This window comes from Pseudomonas sp. NPDC096950, from assembly GCF_044762525.1.
In the GTDB taxonomy this organism is placed as follows: Bacteria; Pseudomonadota; Gammaproteobacteria; order Pseudomonadales; family Pseudomonadaceae; genus Aquipseudomonas.
The window spans coordinates 301,595-320,047 of sequence record NZ_JBIWEL010000003.1 but is presented as its reverse complement, the minus strand read 5'-3'; the positions used below and the strand labels follow the sequence as shown (position 1 = coordinate 320,047).

The 18,453-nt window shown below is 60.6% G+C and carries 19 protein-coding genes and 1 pseudogene; 12 read left to right on the top strand and 8 right to left on the bottom strand.

Annotated elements, in window-relative coordinates:
• Window positions 1–57: 57 nt before the first annotated feature.
• Window positions 58–621, bottom strand: a complete 564-nt coding sequence (locus ACIQY3_RS08555; protein WP_403018520.1) for a helix-turn-helix domain-containing protein — start codon at window positions 619–621, stop codon at window positions 58–60.
• Between ACIQY3_RS08555 and ACIQY3_RS08550 the strand changes: the two are divergent.
• From ACIQY3_RS08550 to ACIQY3_RS08520, 7 genes and pseudogenes are all read left to right on the top strand, one after another.
• Window positions 616–1,645, top strand: a pseudogene (locus ACIQY3_RS08550) (DMT family transporter). The gene ACIQY3_RS08555 and the pseudogene ACIQY3_RS08550 sit on opposite strands and share 6 nt — an antisense overlap.
• A gap of 244 nt (window positions 1,646–1,889) precedes the next feature.
• Complete coding sequence (locus ACIQY3_RS08545; RefSeq protein ID WP_403018519.1) at window positions 1,890–4,826, top strand: monovalent cation/H+ antiporter subunit A; 2,937 nt, start codon at window positions 1,890–1,892, stop codon at window positions 4,824–4,826.
• Window positions 4,826–5,170, top strand: coding sequence for a Na+/H+ antiporter subunit C (locus tag ACIQY3_RS08540; RefSeq protein WP_007986256.1), 345 nt, complete (start codon window positions 4,826–4,828; stop codon window positions 5,168–5,170). Before ACIQY3_RS08545 ends, ACIQY3_RS08540 begins: the two co-directional genes overlap by 1 nt.
• Window positions 5,167–6,852 (top strand): monovalent cation/H+ antiporter subunit D, encoded by a 1,686-nt coding sequence (locus tag ACIQY3_RS08535; RefSeq protein WP_403018517.1) that lies wholly within the window; start codon window positions 5,167–5,169, stop codon window positions 6,850–6,852. Before ACIQY3_RS08540 ends, ACIQY3_RS08535 begins: the two co-directional genes overlap by 4 nt.
• Window positions 6,849–7,337 carry a Na+/H+ antiporter subunit E gene (locus ACIQY3_RS08530; protein WP_403018516.1) on the top strand — a complete coding sequence of 163 codons (489 nt, stop codon included), beginning with the start codon at window positions 6,849–6,851 and terminating at the stop codon, window positions 7,335–7,337. The genes ACIQY3_RS08535 and ACIQY3_RS08530 overlap by 4 nt, the downstream gene beginning before the upstream one ends.
• Window positions 7,334–7,612, top strand: coding sequence for a K+/H+ antiporter subunit F (locus tag ACIQY3_RS08525; protein ID WP_054052807.1), 279 nt, complete (start codon window positions 7,334–7,336; stop codon window positions 7,610–7,612). Before ACIQY3_RS08530 ends, ACIQY3_RS08525 begins: the two co-directional genes overlap by 4 nt.
• On the top strand, window positions 7,609–7,971 hold the full coding sequence (locus ACIQY3_RS08520; RefSeq protein ID WP_403018514.1) for a Na+/H+ antiporter subunit G: 363 nt from the start codon (window positions 7,609–7,611) through the stop codon (window positions 7,969–7,971). The genes ACIQY3_RS08525 and ACIQY3_RS08520 overlap by 4 nt, the downstream gene beginning before the upstream one ends.
• Window positions 7,972–8,085: 114 nt before the next feature.
• On the opposite strand, the gene ACIQY3_RS08515 is transcribed toward ACIQY3_RS08520, so the two are convergent.
• Complete coding sequence (locus tag ACIQY3_RS08515) at window positions 8,086–8,523, bottom strand: DUF3995 domain-containing protein (protein ID WP_403018512.1); 438 nt, start codon at window positions 8,521–8,523, stop codon at window positions 8,086–8,088.
• Between the two features lie 95 nt (window positions 8,524–8,618).
• Here ACIQY3_RS08515 and ACIQY3_RS08510 point away from each other — a divergent pair, with 95 nt between their 5' ends.
• Window positions 8,619–9,005 (top strand): DUF2946 domain-containing protein, encoded by a 387-nt coding sequence (locus tag ACIQY3_RS08510; RefSeq protein ID WP_403018510.1) that lies wholly within the window; start codon window positions 8,619–8,621, stop codon window positions 9,003–9,005.
• An 88-nt stretch (window positions 9,006–9,093) separates the two neighbouring features.
• A complete protein-coding gene (locus ACIQY3_RS08505; RefSeq protein WP_403018508.1) occupies window positions 9,094–11,226 on the top strand; it encodes a TonB-dependent receptor in 2,133 nt (710 codons plus the stop codon).
• 117 nt (window positions 11,227–11,343) lie between these two features.
• Here the strand turns inward: ACIQY3_RS08505 and ACIQY3_RS08500 are convergent, their stop codons facing one another.
• The 3 genes from ACIQY3_RS08500 to ACIQY3_RS08490 all read right to left on the bottom strand — a co-directional run bounded on the left by ACIQY3_RS08500 (window position 11,344) and on the right by ACIQY3_RS08490 (window position 13,163).
• Window positions 11,344–12,360 carry an ABC transporter substrate-binding protein gene (locus ACIQY3_RS08500; RefSeq protein ID WP_403018507.1) on the bottom strand — a complete coding sequence of 339 codons (1,017 nt, stop codon included), beginning with the start codon at window positions 12,358–12,360 and terminating at the stop codon, window positions 11,344–11,346.
• A gap of 129 nt (window positions 12,361–12,489) precedes the next feature.
• Window positions 12,490–12,693: a hypothetical protein gene (locus ACIQY3_RS08495; protein ID WP_403018505.1), complete on the bottom strand. Its 204-nt coding sequence runs from the start codon at window positions 12,691–12,693 to the stop codon at window positions 12,490–12,492.
• Entirely contained in the window at window positions 12,693–13,163 is a 471-nt protein-coding gene (locus ACIQY3_RS08490; RefSeq protein ID WP_403018502.1) for a hypothetical protein, read from the bottom strand. The genes ACIQY3_RS08495 and ACIQY3_RS08490 overlap by 1 nt, the downstream gene beginning before the upstream one ends.
• Window positions 13,164–13,572: 409 nt before the next feature.
• On the opposite strand from ACIQY3_RS08490, the gene ACIQY3_RS08485 reads away from it, so the two are divergent.
• The 3 genes from ACIQY3_RS08485 (at window position 13,573) to ACIQY3_RS08475 (ending at window position 14,580) form a co-directional block, all read left to right on the top strand.
• Window positions 13,573–13,821: a hypothetical protein gene (locus tag ACIQY3_RS08485; RefSeq protein ID WP_403018775.1), complete on the top strand. Its 249-nt coding sequence runs from the start codon at window positions 13,573–13,575 to the stop codon at window positions 13,819–13,821.
• Between the two features lie 158 nt (window positions 13,822–13,979).
• Window positions 13,980–14,210 (top strand): hypothetical protein, encoded by a 231-nt coding sequence (locus ACIQY3_RS08480; RefSeq protein ID WP_403018500.1) that lies wholly within the window; start codon window positions 13,980–13,982, stop codon window positions 14,208–14,210.
• A 130-nt stretch (window positions 14,211–14,340) separates the two neighbouring features.
• Window positions 14,341–14,580 carry a DUF2789 domain-containing protein gene (locus ACIQY3_RS08475; protein ID WP_054052826.1) on the top strand — a complete coding sequence of 80 codons (240 nt, stop codon included), beginning with the start codon at window positions 14,341–14,343 and terminating at the stop codon, window positions 14,578–14,580.
• Window positions 14,581–14,817: 237 nt separating this feature from the next.
• Here the strand turns inward: ACIQY3_RS08475 and ACIQY3_RS08470 are convergent, their stop codons facing one another.
• The 3 genes from ACIQY3_RS08470 to ACIQY3_RS08460 all read right to left on the bottom strand — a co-directional run bounded on the left by ACIQY3_RS08470 (window position 14,818) and on the right by ACIQY3_RS08460 (window position 18,415).
• Window positions 14,818–16,041 carry a methyl-accepting chemotaxis protein gene (locus ACIQY3_RS08470; RefSeq protein WP_403018773.1) on the bottom strand — a complete coding sequence of 408 codons (1,224 nt, stop codon included), beginning with the start codon at window positions 16,039–16,041 and terminating at the stop codon, window positions 14,818–14,820.
• A 620-nt stretch (window positions 16,042–16,661) separates the two neighbouring features.
• The gene (locus ACIQY3_RS08465) at window positions 16,662–17,066 is read right to left on the bottom strand and encodes a TraR/DksA family transcriptional regulator (RefSeq protein ID WP_010459637.1); all 405 of its coding nucleotides are present in this window, start codon (window positions 17,064–17,066) and stop codon (window positions 16,662–16,664) included.
• Window positions 17,067–17,392: 326 nt separating this feature from the next.
• On the bottom strand, window positions 17,393–18,415 hold the full coding sequence (locus ACIQY3_RS08460; protein WP_054052830.1) for an ABC transporter permease: 1,023 nt from the start codon (window positions 18,413–18,415) through the stop codon (window positions 17,393–17,395).
• Window positions 18,416–18,453 lie beyond the last annotated feature (38 nt).

The window sequence follows — 18,453 nt, the reverse complement described above, 5'->3', positions numbered from 1 at the left end:
GAAACGCTTGCAGCTTAAAAACAGCAAAGTGTTCATCTACTGTTGGCCTGTAAACAGTCAGATCACCACATTGCGCACAAACCGCGCCGCTACGTCCCCTTCATTGCGGTAAGAGTGCGGCTGGTTGCTGGCAAACATGAAGAACTCACCGGCGGCGATTCTCTGTGGTGTGTCACCCAGCATCAGGGTCAGGCAGCCTTCGAACACGTAGATCTGTTCGCTCCAGCCGTCGGCATCCGGTTCCGACGGGTAGATTTCTCCCGGTTGCAGGCACCATTCCCACTGCTCCACTTCACGGGTGGCGGTGGCTTTGGACAACAGCACCGCTTTACTGCCAGGAATCGTCCCGGCCCAGGCCAGTTCATTGATGCGGCTCGGATCGCGGACGTCTGGAGCTTGAATCAGATCGCTGAACGCCACGTCCAACGCTTCGGCCACGCGGTCGAGGGTAGTCAGGCTGACGTTTTTCTCGCCGGCCTCGATCGCTACCAGCATCCGCCGGCTGACCCCGGATTTTTCTGCGAGCGCGGTCTGGCTCATATCGGCGGCGTGGCGCAAACGTCGAACGTTCTGGCTGACGTGCTGGAGGACCGAAGCCCGCGGGGGAGAATCTTTGTGCACTATATTGCTCACTCGGTGGGGTTGGGCAGTATACTGCGCAACATTCGGGCGCATTGTGCGTCCGCCTCAGGTAGCGCGCAAGGTCATGACGTCAGTGAACTCCCCTCAGGCTTCTTCCCGTTTCTCGCGATTCAGCAAGGCCGAGTGCGTGCTGGTGCTGATCACGATGGTCTGGGGCGGGACCTTTTTGCTGGTGCAGCACGCGATGACCGTCAGCGGGCCGATGTTTTTCGTGGGTCTGCGCTTTGCGGCGGCGGCGTGCATTGTCTCGCTGTTTTCCTGGCGCAGCTTGCGGGCGTTAACGCTGCTGGAACTCAAGGCCGGTTCGTTCATCGGCGTGGCGATCATGCTTGGCTACGGCTTGCAGACCGTGGGCTTGCAGACGATTCCGAGCAGTCAGTCAGCGTTTATTACCGCGTTGTACGTGCCATTCGTGCCGTTGCTGCAATGGCTGGTCTTCGGCAAGCGTCCGGGGTTGATGCCGAGCATTGGCATCATGCTGGCGTTTACCGGATTGATGATGCTGTCCGGGCCGTCCGGTGCCTCGCTGAACTTCAGTCCCGGCGAAATCGCCACCCTGATCAGCACCGTGGCAATTGCCGCCGAAATCATTCTGATCAGCACCTATGCGGGCCAGGTCGATGTGCGCCGGGTGACCGTGGTGCAATTGGCGGTCACGTCGATGCTGGCGTTTCTGATGGTGGTGCCGACCCAGGAAGCGATTCCGCATTTCTCCTGGTTGCTGCTGGGCAGTGCCTTGGGTTTGGGCGCGGCGAGTGCGGCGATTCAGGTGGCGATGAATTGGGCGCAGAAGAGCGTTTCGCCGACTCGGGCGACATTGATCTATGCCGGTGAGCCGGTGTGGGCCGGGATTGTCGGGCGGATCGCCGGGGAGCGGTTGCCGGGGATTGCGCTGGTGGGGGCCGGGTTGATTGTGGCGGCGGTGATTGTCAGTGAATTGAAGACCAAGGGTAAGAATCGCGAGCAGGTCGAGGAGGCGTTGGAAAGCGAGACTGCCGATTAATTGATGCAGGCTATCCGGGCCTCTTCGCGAGCAAGCCCGCTCCCACAGGTGTCTGGTGTATGCCAAACCATTGTGGGAGCGGGCTTGCTCGCGAAGGGGCCGGATCTGCTGCAATCAATCCTGCGGAAACCCTGAAAAACCAGCCTTTCCCGCCTATCTTGTAGGATCCTGCCACAGGTTGGCGTTTGGCGATCCGGGAGCTGGCACGTATGATGCTTCACAAACTTCCGCAGATTAGAAGCCTATGTCCCTGATAGTTCTACTGCTTCTGCCTTTTATCGGCAGCTGTGTCGCGGCTTTGCTGCCACACAACGCGCGTAATACCGAATCGCTGCTGGCTGGCCTGGTCGCCTTGATTGGCACCATCCAGGTCGCCCTCCTGTACCCGCAAATCGCCCATGGCGGCGTGATCCGCGAAGAGTTTTTCTGGCTGCCGAGCCTGGGTTTGAACTTCGTCCTGCGCATGGACGGGTTTGCCTGGCTGTTCTCGCTGCTGGTGCTGGGCATCGGTACGCTGGTGTCGCTGTACGCCCGTTACTACATGTCGCCGGATGATCCGGTGCCACGGTTCTTCGCGTTTTTCCTGGCGTTCATGGGCGCCATGCTCGGGCTGGTGATCTCCGGCAACCTGATCCAGATCGTGTTTTTCTGGGAGCTGACCAGCCTCTTCTCGTTCCTGTTGATCGGCTATTGGCACCACCGCGCCGATGCGCGACGCGGCGCCTATATGGCACTGATGGTCACCGGTGCCGGGGGGTTGTGCCTGTTGGCGGGGGTTGTTTTGCTCGGCCATGTGGTCGGCAGCTATGACCTGGACAAGGTCCTGGCCGCCGGCGATCTGATTCGCGCCCATGCCCTCTACCCTATCCTGCTCCCTCTGATCCTGATCGGCGCCCTAAGCAAAAGCGCGCAATTCCCCTTCCACTTCTGGCTGCCCCACGCAATGGCGGCGCCGACCCCGGTTTCGGCTTATCTGCACTCGGCAACCATGGTCAAGGCCGGGGTGTTCTTGCTCGCACGGTTGTGGCCGTCGCTGTCCGGCAGTGAAGAATGGTTCTACATCGTCAGCGGAGCCGGCGCCTGCACCCTGTTGCTCGGCGCGTATTGCGCGATGTTCCAGAACGACCTCAAGGGCCTGCTGGCCTACTCGACCATCAGCCACCTCGGCCTGATCACCCTGCTGCTCGGCCTGAACAGTCCGCTGGCCGCCGTGGCCGCGGTGTTCCACATTCTCAACCACGCCACGTTCAAGGCCTCGCTGTTCATGGCCGCCGGGATCATCGACCACGAAAGTGGCACCCGGGACATCCGTAAACTCAGTGGCCTGATCAAGCTGATCCCGTTCACCGCTACCCTGGCGATGGTCGCCAGTGCCTCGATGGCCGGTGTGCCGTTGCTCAACGGTTTCCTCTCGAAAGAGATGTTCTTCGCCGAAACCGTGTTCATCAACGCCACGGCCTGGGTCGAGATGGCGTTGCCAATCGTCGCCACCATCGCGGGCACCTTCAGCGTCGCCTACTCCCTGCGCTTTACCGTCGACGTGTTCTTCGGCCCGCCCGCCACCGACCTGCCGCACACCCCGCACGAACCGCCACGCTGGATGCGCGCACCGGTGGAACTGTTGGTGTTCACCTGCCTGATCGTGGGGATTTTCCCGGCGCAAGTGGTCGGCCCGTTGCTCGCCGCTGCGGCCCTGCCCGTGGTCGGCGGCACCTTGCCGGAATACAGCCTGGCGATCTGGCACGGCTGGAACGCGCCGATGATTATGAGTTTGATCGCCATGTCCGGCGGCATCGTGCTCTATCTGCTACTGCGCAATCAGCTCAAGCGCGGGCGCTTCAAGTACCCGCCGCTGATTGGCCGCCTCAACGGCAAGCGCCAGTTCGAGCGCAGCCTGGTGGTCATGATGCGCCTGGCCCGTCGCCTTGAGCGGCGGATCAGCACCAAGCGCCTGCAAACCCAATTGTTCCTGATGGTGCTCGCCGCCGTGCTGGCCGGGTTGATCCCGATGCTCCACAGCAGCCTGAGCTGGGGCGACCGACCGAAGATTCCGGGTTCGATTGTGTTCGTGATCCTCTGGCTGCTGGCGATTGCCTGTGCCCTCGGCGCCGCGTGGCAGGCCAAATATCACCGTCTCGCCGCCCTGACCATGGTCAGCGTTTGCGGGCTGATGACCTGCGTGACCTTCGTCTGGTTCTCGGCGCCGGACCTGGCCCTGACGCAACTGGTGGTCGAAGTGGTGACCACCGTGCTGATCCTGCTGGGCCTGCGCTGGCTGCCACGGCGGATCGAAGAGGTGTCGCCGCTGCCAAGCACCCTGCGCAAGGCGCGCATCCGGCGTATCCGTGACTTGCTACTGTCGGCCCTGGTCGGTGGCGGCATGGCGTTGCTGGCCTACGCGATGCTGACCCGCCAGACGCCCAACGATATTTCCTCGTTCTACCTCAGTCGCGCCCTGCCGGAAGGCGGCGGCAGCAACGTGGTCAACGTGATGCTGGTGGACTTCCGTGGCTTCGACACCCTCGGTGAAATCACCGTGCTGGTGGCCGTGGCACTGACCGTGTTCGCCCTGCTGCGCCGCTTCCGCCCACCGAAAGAAAGCCTGCAACTGCCGGCCCAGCAGCGTTTGCTCGCGCCGGACGTGGTCACCGATCTGGTCAACCCGCGCCAGGCCAGCGACACCGCCCTCGGTTTCATGATGGTGCCGGCAGTGCTGGTGCGCCTGCTGCTGCCGATTGCCATGGTGGTGTCGTTCTATCTGTTCATGCGCGGTCACAACCAACCGGGCGGCGGTTTTGTTGCCGGGCTGGTGATGTCCGTCGCGTTCATCCTGCAATACATGGTCGCCGGTACACAGTGGGTCGAGGCGCAAATGAGCCTGCGGCCGCTGCGCTGGATGGGCACCGGGCTGTTGTTCGCCACGGTGACCGGGCTGGGGGCGATGGCGGTCGGCTATCCGTTCCTGACCACCCACACCTGGCATTTCGCACTGCCGGTGCTGGGCGATATTCACATCGCCAGTGCGCTGTTCTTCGACATCGGCGTGTACGCCGTGGTGGTCGGTTCGACGCTGTTGATCCTCACCGCCCTCGCCCACCAATCGGTCCGGGGCCACAAAACCGCGGCGCAGCCCAAATCCGCCGCCCTGCCAAGATCCGTTGCCGCCAAAGGAGCCGTCTGATGGAAGAAGTCATCGCAATCGCCATCGGCGTCCTGGCCGCGTCCGGTGTCTGGCTGATCCTGCGACCTCGGACGTTCCAGGTAGTCATGGGCCTGTGCCTGCTGTCCTACGGCGTCAACCTGTTCATCTTCAGCATGGGCAGCCTGTTCATCGGCAAGGAACCGATCATCAAGGACGGCGTGCCCCAGGATTTGCTGCATTACACCGATCCGCTGCCGCAGGCATTGGTGCTGACGGCGATCGTCATCAGCTTCGCCATGACCGCGCTGTTCCTGGTGGTGCTGCTGGCCTCCCGGGGCCTGACCGGCACCGACCATGTGGATGGCCGGGAGCCTAAAGAATGAATGCGATGACGCACCTGATTGCCGCACCGATTCTGCTGCCGCTGCTGACCGCCGCCATCATGCTGATGCTCGGCGAGAAACATCGCCCGTTGAAAGCCAAGATCAACCTGTTCTCCAGCCTGTTGGGCCTGGGGATTTCCGTGTTGTTGCTGCAATGGACGCAAACCACTGGCGTGCCCGGCTCCATCGGCGTGTACCTGCCGGGCAACTGGCAAGTGCCGTTCGGCCTGGTGCTGGTGGTGGATCGCCTCTCGGCGTTGATGCTGGTGCTGACCGGGATCATCGGCGTCAGCGCCCTGCTGTTCGCCATGGCTCGCTGGGACGGCGCCGGTTCAAGCTTCCACGCGCTGTTCCAGATTCAGATGATGGGCCTGTACGGCGCGTTCCTGACGGCAGACCTGTTCAACCTGTTCGTGTTCTTCGAAGTGCTGTTGGCCGCGTCTTACGGCCTGATGCTGCACGGCTCGGGTCGGGCGCGGGTGTCGTCGGGGCTGCATTACATCTCCATCAACCTGCTCGCCTCGTCGCTTTTCCTGATTGGTGCGGCGCTGATCTATGGCGTCACCGGCACGTTGAACATGGCCGACCTGGCGCTGAAAATCCCGCTGGTGCCGGAAGCTGATCGCGGTCTGCTGCATGCCGGCGCGGCGATTCTGGCGGTGGCGTTCCTGGCGAAGGCCGGGATGTGGCCGCTGAACTTCTGGCTGGTGCCGGCCTACTCCGCGGCCAGCGCGCCGGTGGCGGCGATGTTCGCGATCATGACCAAGGTCGGCGTCTACACCTTGCTGCGGCTATGGACGCTGCTGTTCTCCGGCCAGGCCGGGGCGTCCGCCTACTTTGGCGGCGACTGGCTGATCTACGGCGGCATGGCGACCATCGTCTGCGCCGGGGTGGCGATTCTGGCCGCGCAACGCCTGGAACGCCTGGCCAGCCTGAGCATTCTGGTGTCGGCGGGGATCTTGCTGTCGGCCATCGGTTTCGCCCAGCCGAACCTGATTGGCGCCGCGTTGTTCTATCTGGTCAGCTCGACGCTGGCGTTGAGCGCGCTGTTCCTGCTGGCCGAGTTGATCGAGCGTTCCCGTTCGGTCAACGAAATGCCGCTGTACGACGACGGCGACCTGCTGCCTCGGCCGATGGAATCCCTGCAACCGCCCAAAGGCATCAACCTCGACGACGAACAGAAAGCCGTGGTCGGTCAGGTGATCCCCTGGACCATGGCGTTCCTTGGCTTGAGTTTCATTGCCTGCTCGCTGCTGATCATTGGCATGCCGCCGCTCTCCGGATTTATCGGCAAGCTCGGCCTGCTTAGCGCCCTGCTCAATCCATTGGGCCTGGGCCAAAGCGGTGAGGTGCCGGTATCGAATGCGGCGTGGGGTTTGCTGGCGCTACTGGTCCTGTCCGGGCTGGCCTCGCTGATCGCCTTCTCGCGTCTGGGCATCCAGCGTTTCTGGACGCCTGAAGAGCGGCCATCGCCACTGCTGCGGCGCTTCGAATGCGTGCCAATCATCGCGCTGCTGGGGTTGAGCATTGTGCTGACCTTCAAGGCAGAACCGCTGCTGCGCTACACCCAGGCTGCCGCCGATGCTTTGAACAACCCGCAGCAATACGTGATGGCAGTGCTCGGCACCCGCGCAGTTCCAAGCCCGGAAGCCAAGACCGCGATGGCTGAGGTGCAACCATGAAGCGTCTGTTTCCTGCACCCTGGTTGTCCCTGGCGCTGTGGCTGTTGTGGCTGTTGCTGAACCTGTCCCTGAGCCCCGGCAATTTGCTGCTGGGTGCGATGCTCGGGTTCTGTGCGCCGCTGATGATGCGCAAATTGCGCCCATTGCCGATTCGTATTCGACGGCCCGGCGTGATTGTGCGGTTGTTTTTCCTGGTCGGCCGCGACGTGGTGACGTCCAACCTCGCGGTGGCCTGGGGCGTGCTCAATGCTGGTCAGCGTCCACCGCGCTCGGCATTTGTCAAAGTGCCGCTGGACTTGCGCGACGCCAACGGCCTCGCGGCGCTGTCGATGATCTGCACGGTGGTGCCCGGCACCGTCTGGTCGGAACTGGCGCTGGATCGCAGCATTCTGTTGCTGCACGTGTTCGACCTGGATGACGAAGCGTCGTTTATCGAGCACTTCAAGACGACCTACGAGCGCCCCTTGATGGAGATCTTCGAATGAGCGCCTTGCTGTCGAACGCGATCCTGCTGAGCCTGTTCATCTTTTCCCTGGCGATGATCCTGACGCTGATCCGCCTGTTCAAGGGCCCGTCGGCCCAGGACCGGGTTCTGGCCCTGGATTACCTGTACATCATCGCCATGCTGATGATGCTGACCCTGGGCATTCGTTATGCCAGTGACACCTACTTTGAGGCGGCGCTGCTGATCGCCCTGTTCGGCTTTGTCGGCTCGTTTGCCCTGGCCAAATTCCTTCTGCGTGGCGAGGTGATCGAATGACTGGCGAACTGTCGCTGTGGGTCGAGATTCCGGTGGCAATCTTGCTGGTACTCAGCAGTCTGTTTGCGCTGATCGGCGCGCTCGGGTTGTTGCGGATGAAGGATTACTTCCAGCGCATGCACCCGCCTGCCCTGGCGTCGACCTTGGGTGCGTGGTGTGTGGCGCTGGCGTCGATCATTTACTTTTCGGCACTCAAGTCCGCGCCGGTATTGCACGCGTGGCTGATTCCGATTCTGTTGGCGATTACGGTGCCGGTGACCACGTTGCTGCTGGCGCGGGCTGCGTTGTTCCGCAAGCGCATGGCCGGGGATGATGTGCCGGCTGAGGTGAGTAGTCGGCACACAGAAAGTCAGGGTTAGGTTCAGAGATTTTTGGTGTTTGAACAGCCCCCTTCGCGAGCAGGCTCGCTCCCACATTGAAATGCGTTTCTCTGTGGGAGCGAGCCTGCTCGCGAAGGCGATAGATCGGCTAACTCAAATCCAGGCAACCGCCAACAACCCCGCCCCCAACACCACACACAACGGCGAATAGGCCCAGGTATCGAGCCGGGCAAACTTCGAATCCTTGACCTGCTTGAAGAACCCTATCAGGTTCGAATCGCCGATCGCCCGGGCGAACATCAGCATCGCAATGGCGCTGATCACCCATTGCAGCGACCAGTGCTGCACCGTCGGAAGGTACAGACCGACCCGCAAGCACACCAGCATCGCGATCAACAGCAACCCCACCGCCACCAGCAACGTCGCAAAGCCCGAGGGCTTGAACGCTGGCCTTGATTCTCCGCCGCCCTCCCCGGGCACTCGCGGCACCGCCGCCTCACTTCCCAACTTGCCACCTGCCGCCCAATACAAATGAATCAGGCTGATCAACAGGAAGATTGCAGCAATCCATTGCGCGACCATTAGGCTCATATTCAGACTTCCAGCGTGAAATGTCGCAGCAGGATGAACTTCATCGAGCATTTTTGTAAGGGTAAATGTCATCGACGGTGGTAAAGTGCGACCCCATGAAATTTGCCCGAACTGATCGCACATTGATGGCCTGGATGCTTTATTGCTGCGTCCTGTTCAACGTGTTCGCCTGCAGTATCGGTCACGGGCAAATGGTCGGGATGCAGCTCAACGGCCTCGGCGGCCAGTTCTGCGCCGTGGACCCGGCCACCCAGGCACCCGTTGCCTCGAACCTCTCCGAAGAAAAGCTGCCGACCCTGTCCAAGGCCTTCGGCTGCCCGCTGTGCTCCACCGGCGGCATGGGCCCGGCGCTCAATTCCAGCCTGACCCTGGCGATCCTCCCGCAACAACACAGCCCGCCGCTGGCCGTCGTTGCCGATATCGACCTGCCTGCTCGCTACACCTGGCCTTCGGCCAACCCGCGTGCCCCGCCTTTTGCCTGAACGACTTCGCCTTTCTGATCAGCCCACTTCGCTAACGCGTGGCGTTTGCCTGTGCGCTGTTTCCTAGCCAAGCATTCAGGATTCATCGATGAAACATCTTCCTCTTCTGGCAAGCCTGTTCGGCTGCCTGTCCGTTAACACCTGGGCGCAATCCACCGTCGATCTGGCGCCGATCACCATTGATGGCGAGGACGGTACCGAACCGGGCCTGAGCCTGGACCAATCCAGCGGCATGGCCTCGCGCCTGGGCCTGAGCGTGCGGGACACCCCGGCCTCGGTGGCCATCGCCAACCGCAATGACATCGAGCGCCACGGCGCGCAGAACTTTCAGGACGCCGCCAACACCTTGCCCGGCGTGAACGCCAGCGCCCCGCCGGGTTTCGGCGGTTTCGTGTCCTATCGCGGCTTTACCAGCAGCCAGATCACCCAGATGTTCAACGGCATCAATGTCTCCGGAGGTCTGGCGCGCCCGGTGGATGCGTGGATTTATGATCGGGTGGAACTGGTGGGCGGCCCCTCGTCGCTGATCAATGGCGCCGGTTCCGTGGGCGGTTCGCTGAACTACGTGACCAAACTGGCGACCCGCGAGGAGCAAGCCGCCGAAGGTCGGGTCAGCTATGGCAGCTACGACACCACCGAGACCGCATTCGGCCTCAACCACGCCCTCAGTGAAGCCGGGGCAGACGTTCAGCACTACGCGCGACTCGACGTCAGCCACAACACCAGCAACGGCTACATCGACCGTCAGGAGCGCGATGCCTGGAGCGTGGCGTTCTCGCTGCTCAGCGACCTGACGCCCAACCTATCCCACACCCTGGCCCTGGAATATCAGGACGAACACGAGGACAGCCCTTACTGGGGCACCCCAGTACTGAATCCCAAGGCGGGCGAATTGAAGATCGACAAACACAACCGCTTCAATAACTACAACGTCGAGGATGGTCGCTATGAGCAGCGCACGATCTGGGTGCGCTCGATCATCGATTACCGGATCAACGACAACACCACCCTGCGCAACACCCTGTACCACCTCGATAGTCAGCGCGACTACCGAAACCTGGAAACCTACCAGTACAACGCCGACAACAGCGCGGTGAACCGCTCCACGGCGTATCAGGTGCGCCACCAGGGTGAGCAGAACGGCAACCAGTTCGAGCTGCGTCACGACAACACCTTGTTCGGCCTGGACACCACGTGGTCCGGCGGTTTCGAGTACAAGGTCAACCAGACCACCAACTCGCCGCTGAACGTCAAAGGCGCCAGCACCGTTGACCCGAACAACTTCCAGCCAGGGCACTTCTATGACATTCCGGGCACCAACCCGAAGCTGATCAGCGACAAGACCAACGAGGTCACCACCAAGGCGCTGTTCGTCGAGAACCGCCTGGCGTTGACCGACAAACTGGCGCTGCTGACCGGCCTGCGCTACGACGACATCGACCTGGACGTGACCAATCACCGCGAAGTGACCGCCAGCAATCCCCGGCACCTCAAGCGCAGTTGGGAGCCGGTCACCGGGCGGGTCGGCCTGACGTACCAGTTCATCCCCTCGGCCAACGTCTACGTGCAATACAGCACCGCCGCCGAACAGCCCAACGGCACGCAGGATTTCGACGTGTCCACCGGCAAGCAATGGGAGGTCGGCAGCAAGTTTGATTATCTGGACGGGCGCGGTTCGGCGACGGTGACGGCGTATACGATCGAGCGCAAGGATTTCGCCGTGACGGATCCGCTGGACCCGACGCAAAGCATCCCGGTGGGTCAGCAAACGTCGAAAGGCATCGAGTTGGCCACGTCCTTCAGGATCACCGACAAGCTGTTGGCCGAAGGCAACTTCGCCTGGGTCGATGCGCAATACGACGAGTTCACCGAGAAGAACGCGGCGGGCGTGGTGGTTTCACGTAAAGGCAACACGCCGACCAACGTGCCGGACCGGGTCGGCAACCTGTGGCTGACCTACGACTTCGCGCCGCAATGGCAGGGTGGCGTCGACGCGCGGTACGTGGCGTCGGTGTTTGCCGACAGCGCCAACACCATGACCGTGCCGTCCTACACGTTGTTCGGGAGTTTCCTGAGCTACAAGGTCGACCAGCACACCACCGTTACCGGCCGGGTGCGCAACCTGACCAATGAGGTGTATGCCGAGTTTGCGCATGTGTCGCCGGCGTATTACCTCGGGACGCCGAGGACCTTCGAGTTAGCCGTACAAACTAGGTTCTAAAAGCAAAAGCTTCGCCAGCAGGCTCGCTCCCACATTGGATTTGGATGTACACAAATTTTGTGTCCACCTTCAACCCCTGTGGGAGCGAGCCTGCTCGCGAATGCCCGACTCGGCACATCACTGGAGACTGGCACTCACCTTATCCGCCACATCCTTCGGCACCCAAGCCTGCCAAACCTCCGGATGCGCCTTCATGAATGCTTCGGCCGCCTGGCGCGGTGCGGTGTGTTTCTCACTCATCTGCGCCAGGGCCTTGTTCAACGGCCCGATCGGCAAATCGACCTTGCTGAAGAACTCGGCAATTTGCGGATACTGTTTCTGGAACGGCGTAGACACCCCAATCGACAGTTTCGACGCCAGGGAACGGGTTGGTTTCGGATTCGGGTTGTCGGCGTCGGTCAGGGTTTTCCACGCTTCGGCGTCAAATGGCGGCTCTTCCAGTTGAATCAGCTTGAAGCGCCCGAGCAACGGTGTCGGCGACCAGTAATAAAACAACACCGGCTTGCCACGGCGGATCGACGAAGCGATCTCCGCGTCCAGCGCTGCGCCGGAACCACTGCGGAAATTCACATAACTGTCGTTCAATCCATAGGCCGTGAGCTTCTGTTTGTTGACCACTTCCGAAGTCCAGCCGATCGGGCTGTTGAGGAAGCGTCCTTTGCCCGGGCTTTCCGGGTCGCTGAACACGTCCTTATAACGCGGCAGGTCGCTGACACTGCGCAGATCCGGCGCGAGCGGCTTGATGCCCTTGGCCGGGTCGCCCTTGATCACGTATTCCGGCACCCACCAGCCCTCGGTGGCGCCCTTGACCGTATCGCCCAGGCTCGCAACCTTGCCTTCGGCCTCGGCCTTGACCCACACCGGACTGCGCCCCGCCCACTCCTCGCCAATGACCTGGATGTCATTGTTGGCCAGGGCGGTTTCCAGGGTGATGGTGGTGCCCGGCAACGTGTCGGTCGGCAGGCCGTAGCCCTTCTCGACGATGATCCGCAGGATATCGGTGATCAGGCTGCCGCTTTCCCAGTTCAGGTCGGCGAAGTGGATCGGCGCCTGGGCCGCGAACACCGGGACCGGCGCGGCCAACAAACCAAAGGTGGCCAGGGTAGCGGCCAGCAACCGTCGAAGTCCTTTCATGCTTTTGCACCTCGTGCTGTTCACAGCAATAGCAGGATGGCCTGACAGACAAGACCGCAAGCCTCTGAATACTCAGTCCATTGACTGTAGTAGAGGTTCCCGCTTTTTAGGGATCACGAGGTACGAGGATTATTTTTCAGAAGGTTGCTGCAACCGGGACAGTTCCCTTCGCACCATGCTGGCGTACTCCGCCGGGCGCAAGGTGTAGATCTGTGACGCCACCCAAGTCAGCCAACCGCCTTGCAGAATGGCCTTCTGGTCGAACAGCCGCTGGGCCTCGACCTGTGCACTGGCGAGGTTCTGCACATGGAAATCGGCGCGGGTCAGCGGCATTACTCGCTGGCCTTGAAAGTCACCAGTTCACCCTTGCGCCACTTGGCGGCCTTGGCCGTCACGGCTTTCAGGGTTTTGGTCAGACCTTCCTGCAATTGTTGATGAGCGGCGAACACCATCACCACGCTATGGCCTTCCTTGAACACGATCCCGTGACCGTCAACGGTGGTGACAAACGCGTAGTCGCCCAGGCCGTAGACCGTCAGTTTGATTTCACGGAACTTGATATCCAGTTTGCCGCCTTCGCGACTGGGCAACACCGAAGCGCTGAAATGATCGCCGACCTTGAGTTTCAGACCGGGCTTATCGTCCACCACCAGCGCTTCTTCGGTATCGATTTCGGCAATGTAGATGCCTTCGGCGTTCTGTTCGGTGACATAGACAAAACGGGACTGGAACTGTTTAACCAACTTCGCACGCAAATCACCCAGGACGAACAACGCGTGCATATCAAGATTACTTACTGCCAAGGAAACATCCCCACATCTGAAAATGATGCCGCGCGCAGGAAAAACGCACAGCAGAAAAAAACGGCCATGGCGAAGGTGTTGCCGAATGGGCCGGGTCAAAATCCTGAACTGAGCAGAGTGCTCATCCATCGCGAGGTAAGAGAGATTACTGGATTGTCACTCGCGTCGTCCTCCATGACGTTCGCCAGACGTTGAAGGAAAACGCCCTTCTAGCGGCCAGAAAAACCGTCCTACTAACTTTAGGGAAAAAACCCTTCAAGAAAAGCACTTTTCCGACATATCGCCCGTAAAAAATTGCTTTAGATGGCTACCAATCGCCAACAGTGATGGCGATTCTAGAGCAGCGATGCTCGCCGAGACTACTCAAAACGACGAACACACGTCGGTAAAAACACGAAAAGGACTTCTTATGTGCACCATGACTCACTTTGCGAATCACTCGATAAGCCACACAAACCACCCAGCGTCCCTGCATCCCGTGGTGTTGCAAGCCTATGCACTGCCCCTGCAAACACTGGTCATGCCGCGTTTCCAGGTGATACCGGCCGGCAAGTCGTTCTTTCATATCAAGGAAACGGCCACCGGTCGTGTAAGGGGTTTCCGCACCAATCATAACGATGCCTGCACCCTCGCCCGCTCACTGGCCTCACGCACCTGACGCCTATCACTGGCTGATCCCGAATGACGTTTCGTCACGCCGACGACTTAACTCAGCCGTCGGCCAGCAACTACTGCCATACTGCACAACCCATGAAATCCGGCCCCTCGGCGGACGGCTTTCAATACAACATAATATTTCCAAGGGAAGGCTGCTACGTGACGGAATTTGATATCGGTGAATTTTTTATCCGGGGCGAAGCCAGAGAAGTCGATGGCGAATTCCAGGCTGTCATTGTGATGCGTGCCAAACCACCCTTGACCACCGTGACCTATCACCAGGTCGAGAAGGATCGCTGGTTCAAGACCTCGGACGTCGCGTTGATCGCCGCCCTGGAAGCCGCCAAGGCCCTGAAGCTGGCGGTCGACGACGGTGCATTAAAGGCCTGATCCGGCTTTGCCGTCTATGCTCTCTCCTGCTTTCGACCATCGCAATCGAACTCCTGACGCGCGGCTCCCTCAGATGCAGTGAAGCCGCCCCTCAGATCTCGCACTCGACGCGACCCGCAAGGAGATGAACATGGATTCACCGACACACGACTTGAAAGGTTTGTTCGACCAGCTCGGCCTGGACTCCAGCGAGAAGGCCATCGACGATTTCATCGCCAGCCACTCACCGCTTCCCGACGACAAAAAACTGATCGACGCCGAGTTCTGGACGCCGCAACAAGCCGGATTCCTGAAAGAACAGCTGCGTGAAGACGCGGACTGGGCGCGGGTGGTGGATGATCTGAACCTGCGGATGCATCAGGTTCACTAGGCAAAACCCCCACCTTGTAGCAGCTGTCGAGGTACAAACCTGCGTTCGCTTGTAGCAGCTGTCGAGGTACGAGGCTGCGTTCGGCTGCGAAGCGGTCGTGAAATCATGCTACGCGGTGTTTCAGGAAGACCGCATGATCAGGTTTTACGACTGCTGCGCAGCCGAACGCAGCCTCGTACCTCGGCAGCTGCTACAGGCGAAACCTTGCTTCGACATCAGCTGTACAAGACCACGCACCTAGCGTGGTTTTTCCGGTTTATACCCCAACCGCAACCCACCCCAATGCCTCCCCTTCACCATGATCGGCACCGACAAATCGTGCATCAACTCACCGGTATCGCGAGTGTAGGTCTGCAACAGCACCGGTTGCTGATGACTGCCACAGCGAATCCCGGTGCGGTCGGCAAACTTGCGCTTGGTGCGGTTCTGCAGAGTGTCCACCTGCGCATCCCCCGTCAGTGGCTGGCTGAACACCGTGTTATGGGTCGGCACATAACCCTGCTGCGTGCAGGCGATGGCGAACACCAAACCTTCTTGGCGCGGTAGCAACGGTTCCTGGATCGCCGGCAGCACCTGATCGGTGTAACGGTCGAAACGTGTCTGGAACTTGGCCGGGCTGGTATTGGGAATCGCCTGGTAATTGCGATCGAACAGGTCATCAAGACTGACCCGCCCCTGATCGATATCCGCCTCAAACCGCGCGGCAATCTGGCTCGCGCCTTCCCGGGCCAGGTCATAAATCCGTTGGTGATAGTCGTCCAGCCCGACTTCGGCCAGGCGCTCGCTGATGGTTTCGGCCTGCCCTTCCATCTGCACCGCGGCCTTGGCCAGGTGCTGGGTCTGTTGATCGCTGATCGCCAAATCACTGCGCATCTGTTCGATGGCATGAAACAGGCTGTCCAGTTGCTCGCGGTTGGTGTCGGCACCCCGGGCGATTTCCCCGACCTGATGCTCGACACCGGCGGCCAGGCGGGCGATGTTTTCCAGATGTTGCCCGGTGTGCTCCACCTGTTTGACACCGACGTCCAGGTCGCTGGAGAGCTGACGGATCTGCTCCACTACTTGCGCGGTGCGTTGCTGGATATCGGCGACCATCTCCCCGACTTCACCGGTGGCCGTCGCGGTGCGGGCGGCCAGACCACGAACCTCATCCGCCACCACCGCGAACCCGCGACCATGTTCCCCGGCCCGTGCCGCTTCGATAGCGGCGTTCAGCGCCAGCAAATTGGTCTGGCTGGCGATGGACTGGATCACCAGGGTCACTCGTTGAATGTCGTCGCTGCGCAGGCTCAAGGCCTCGATCAGTTCACGACTGGCACTGGCGCGCTGGCTGAGCTGATGCATGCGCGAGATCGATTCGATCAACTCCGTGCGCCCGGCGGCACTGCTCTGATGGGCTTCACTGGCCGCGCTCAAGGCGTCTCGACTGAGGGTCGACGTGGCGTGTTCGGTGGAGATCATCACTTCGGCGTTGCTGACGATGCGCTTCGCCGCATCCAGTTGCGATTGCACTTTCTCGGCCAGTTGCTTGACCGAAAACGCCACGCCCGCGGCGGACAGCGCGTTATGACTGGTGGTGTAGGAAAGGTCGCGAGTCAGCTCGGCGATGGCGCTTGAGCTGTCGACGGGGATTGAATCGGAAATCGCGCGTGAACGCAGGCGCGGCAGCCAGATGATCAGCACGGCCACGGGCAGGCCGATATACAGCGACGCGCCACCCAGGGTCATGCCGCAGAGCAACAGCACCAGGGCGATGCTTTGCACAGTCGGCGTCAGCCAAAGGTTTTTTGGCGCAAACACTGGTGCAGGCACATGCCCAACCAGAGATCCGTCTCTCGTCATCTTCGTCACCCCATGCGTTTTCTATTTGTTGTGACTGCATTAAACGCCACTAGTGGGCCATTATCTATGGTCCGTTAGTAGTGGATGGTGCAGCAGGTCAACAGAAGTGCAGTGACGTTTCGCAGACGGCGAAAAGCAAAGATCGCAGCCTTCGGCAGCTCCTACGGGATCGGTGTAGGCGCTGCCGAAGGCTGCGATCTTTTCAAGGCAACCCATAATTTATGGGTTGCCTCACAGAATCAGGCCTGACGCTGGTGCTTGTCGATTTGCTCGTGACGCTCTTGAGCTTCGATGCAGTACTTGGTGGTCGGGCTGATCAGCAGGCGTTTCAGGCCGATGGCCTCGCCGCTGTCGTCGCACCAGCCGAAGCTGTCTTCTTTGATGCGTTCCAGAGCCTGTTCCAACTGAGGCAGCATGCGCTGGTCGCGATCGATCGCGTTCACCAGCCAGGTGCGCTCTTCTTCAACGGAAGCAGCATCGGCCGGATCAGCCGGGGTGTCCAGGCTTTCGATGGCGATGCGGTTCTGTTCGATGCGCTCGTGGGTTTCGACTTTCATGTTCTGCAACAGCTCGTAGAAAAAAGCATGTTGCTCGGCATTCATGTAGTCATCCGCCGGCATGGCCAGCAACTTGTCCTTTGTCATTGATATCTCTATAAAAAAACGTGCATTAAGGCGAATTAGGGAGCGTTCCGTCGGACCTCGTCGGCCGTCGGAAAGGCGCCATGTATTCCAAGCGCCACCCGGCACTCAATTTACGAGGGGCGGCAGTCTAAGGCCGACTTGAGGCCTCAGCAACTGAAAAGACAGCGAATTTGTCCGACAACACCCGGAAAGTGCGCTATGGCAGCCGTTGTGGTGGTTATCGGAGTGCGTTTATAGCAAGAAATTCAGTCCAGCGGCTGTATATAGAAGACAAACGGCTGCGCCACGCGGGTCAGGCGTGGCGCATTTTGCTGTTAATTGCGGTTTCAGCGTTTGAGTTTGCGCTTGTTGCGGTACTGGTCGATGACCACCGCCACCACAATGATCAGCCCCTTGATGATGTCCTGAATATACGCATCGACCCCGACAAAGGTAAAGCCGCTGGCCATCACCCCGAGAATCAGCGCACCGATCACGGTCCCGGTGATACGACCTACCCCGCCCGCCAGGCTGGTGCCGCCGATGACTGCGGCGGCAATCGCATCCAGTTCATACGACATCCCCATCCCGGCCTGCCCGGTCGCTGCTCGGGCCGAGGCCACCACGCCAGCCAGGCCCGCGAGCAACCCGGCGATGCTGTAGACGATCACCAGATGCCGCTTGACGTTGATCCCGGAGGTGCGCGCCGCCTGCATGTTGCCGCCGATGGCGTAGGTGTATTTACCGTACTTGGTGTAGCGCAGGGCGATGTGGAAGATCACCGCCACCACCAGGAAGATGATGACCGGCATCGCGCCATGGCCGATGGCGGTGTAGGAATCGGACAACATGCTCACCGGTTGGCCTTCGGTGTAATACCGCGCCAGGCCACGGGCCGACACCATCATGCCGAGGGTGGCAATGAACGGCGGGATCCCGGTGACGGCAATGATACTGCCGTTGATCGCCCCCGCCAGCAGTCCGACCCCGAGCCCGGCAATCACCGGTATCCACACCGGCAAGTCGGTCAGCGACGGGAACACCGCCCGGGCAAAGTCCGAAGTCTGCGCCAGGCTCGCGGCAATCATCGCCGACAACGCCAGCACCGACCCGGAAGACAAATCGATACCGGTGGTGATGATCACCTGGGTCACGCCGATGGCCAGCAGGCCGATGATCGACACTTGCAGGATCATCAGCACCAGACGCTGGGAGTTCATCAGGAAGCTCTGGTCGCGCACGATCCAGCCGAACACCTCAAAGACCAGGCCGATACCGATCAGCACCAGGAAGATGCTCAGTTCCGTCGGAAAGCGCCGACGGCTTTTGGTCGGTGCCGTTGCCGGCTTGTTTTCCAGTATCGCGTTCATAACCACTCACCCTTTTATCGCGTCGCCCGCGCTGGCCG

Bases quoted from the DNA above. Each gene is read 5' to 3' on its own strand.
- ACIQY3_RS08485 (WP_403018775.1), top strand. From the start codon at position 13,573: ATGTGCACCATGACTCACTTTGCGAATCACTCGATAAGCCACACAAAC.
- ACIQY3_RS08500 (WP_403018507.1), bottom strand. From the start codon at position 12,360: ATGAAAGGACTTCGACGGTTGCTGGCCGCTACCCTGGCCACCTTTGGT.
- ACIQY3_RS08465 (WP_010459637.1), bottom strand. From the start codon at position 17,066: ATGACAAAGGACAAGTTGCTGGCCATGCCGGCGGATGACTACATGAAT.
- ACIQY3_RS08475 (WP_054052826.1), top strand. From the start codon at position 14,341: ATGGATTCACCGACACACGACTTGAAAGGTTTGTTCGACCAGCTCGGC.
- ACIQY3_RS08540 (WP_007986256.1), top strand. From the start codon at position 4,826: ATGGAAGAAGTCATCGCAATCGCCATCGGCGTCCTGGCCGCGTCCGGT.
- ACIQY3_RS08535 (WP_403018517.1), top strand. From the start codon at position 5,167: ATGAATGCGATGACGCACCTGATTGCCGCACCGATTCTGCTGCCGCTG.
- ACIQY3_RS08505 (WP_403018508.1), top strand. From the start codon at position 9,094: ATGAAACATCTTCCTCTTCTGGCAAGCCTGTTCGGCTGCCTGTCCGTT.
- ACIQY3_RS08510 (WP_403018510.1), top strand. From the start codon at position 8,619: ATGAAATTTGCCCGAACTGATCGCACATTGATGGCCTGGATGCTTTAT.
- ACIQY3_RS08495 (WP_403018505.1), bottom strand. From the start codon at position 12,693: ATGCCGCTGACCCGCGCCGATTTCCATGTGCAGAACCTCGCCAGTGCA.
- ACIQY3_RS08515 (WP_403018512.1), bottom strand. From the start codon at position 8,523: ATGAGCCTAATGGTCGCGCAATGGATTGCTGCAATCTTCCTGTTGATC.
- ACIQY3_RS08525 (WP_054052807.1), top strand. From the start codon at position 7,334: ATGAGCGCCTTGCTGTCGAACGCGATCCTGCTGAGCCTGTTCATCTTT.
- ACIQY3_RS08460 (WP_054052830.1), bottom strand. From the start codon at position 18,415: ATGAACGCGATACTGGAAAACAAGCCGGCAACGGCACCGACCAAAAGC.
- ACIQY3_RS08530 (WP_403018516.1), top strand. From the start codon at position 6,849: ATGAAGCGTCTGTTTCCTGCACCCTGGTTGTCCCTGGCGCTGTGGCTG.
- ACIQY3_RS08545 (WP_403018519.1), top strand. From the start codon at position 1,890: ATGTCCCTGATAGTTCTACTGCTTCTGCCTTTTATCGGCAGCTGTGTC.
- ACIQY3_RS08470 (WP_403018773.1), bottom strand. From the start codon at position 16,041: ATGATCTCCACCGAACACGCCACGTCGACCCTCAGTCGAGACGCCTTG.
- ACIQY3_RS08520 (WP_403018514.1), top strand. From the start codon at position 7,609: ATGACTGGCGAACTGTCGCTGTGGGTCGAGATTCCGGTGGCAATCTTG.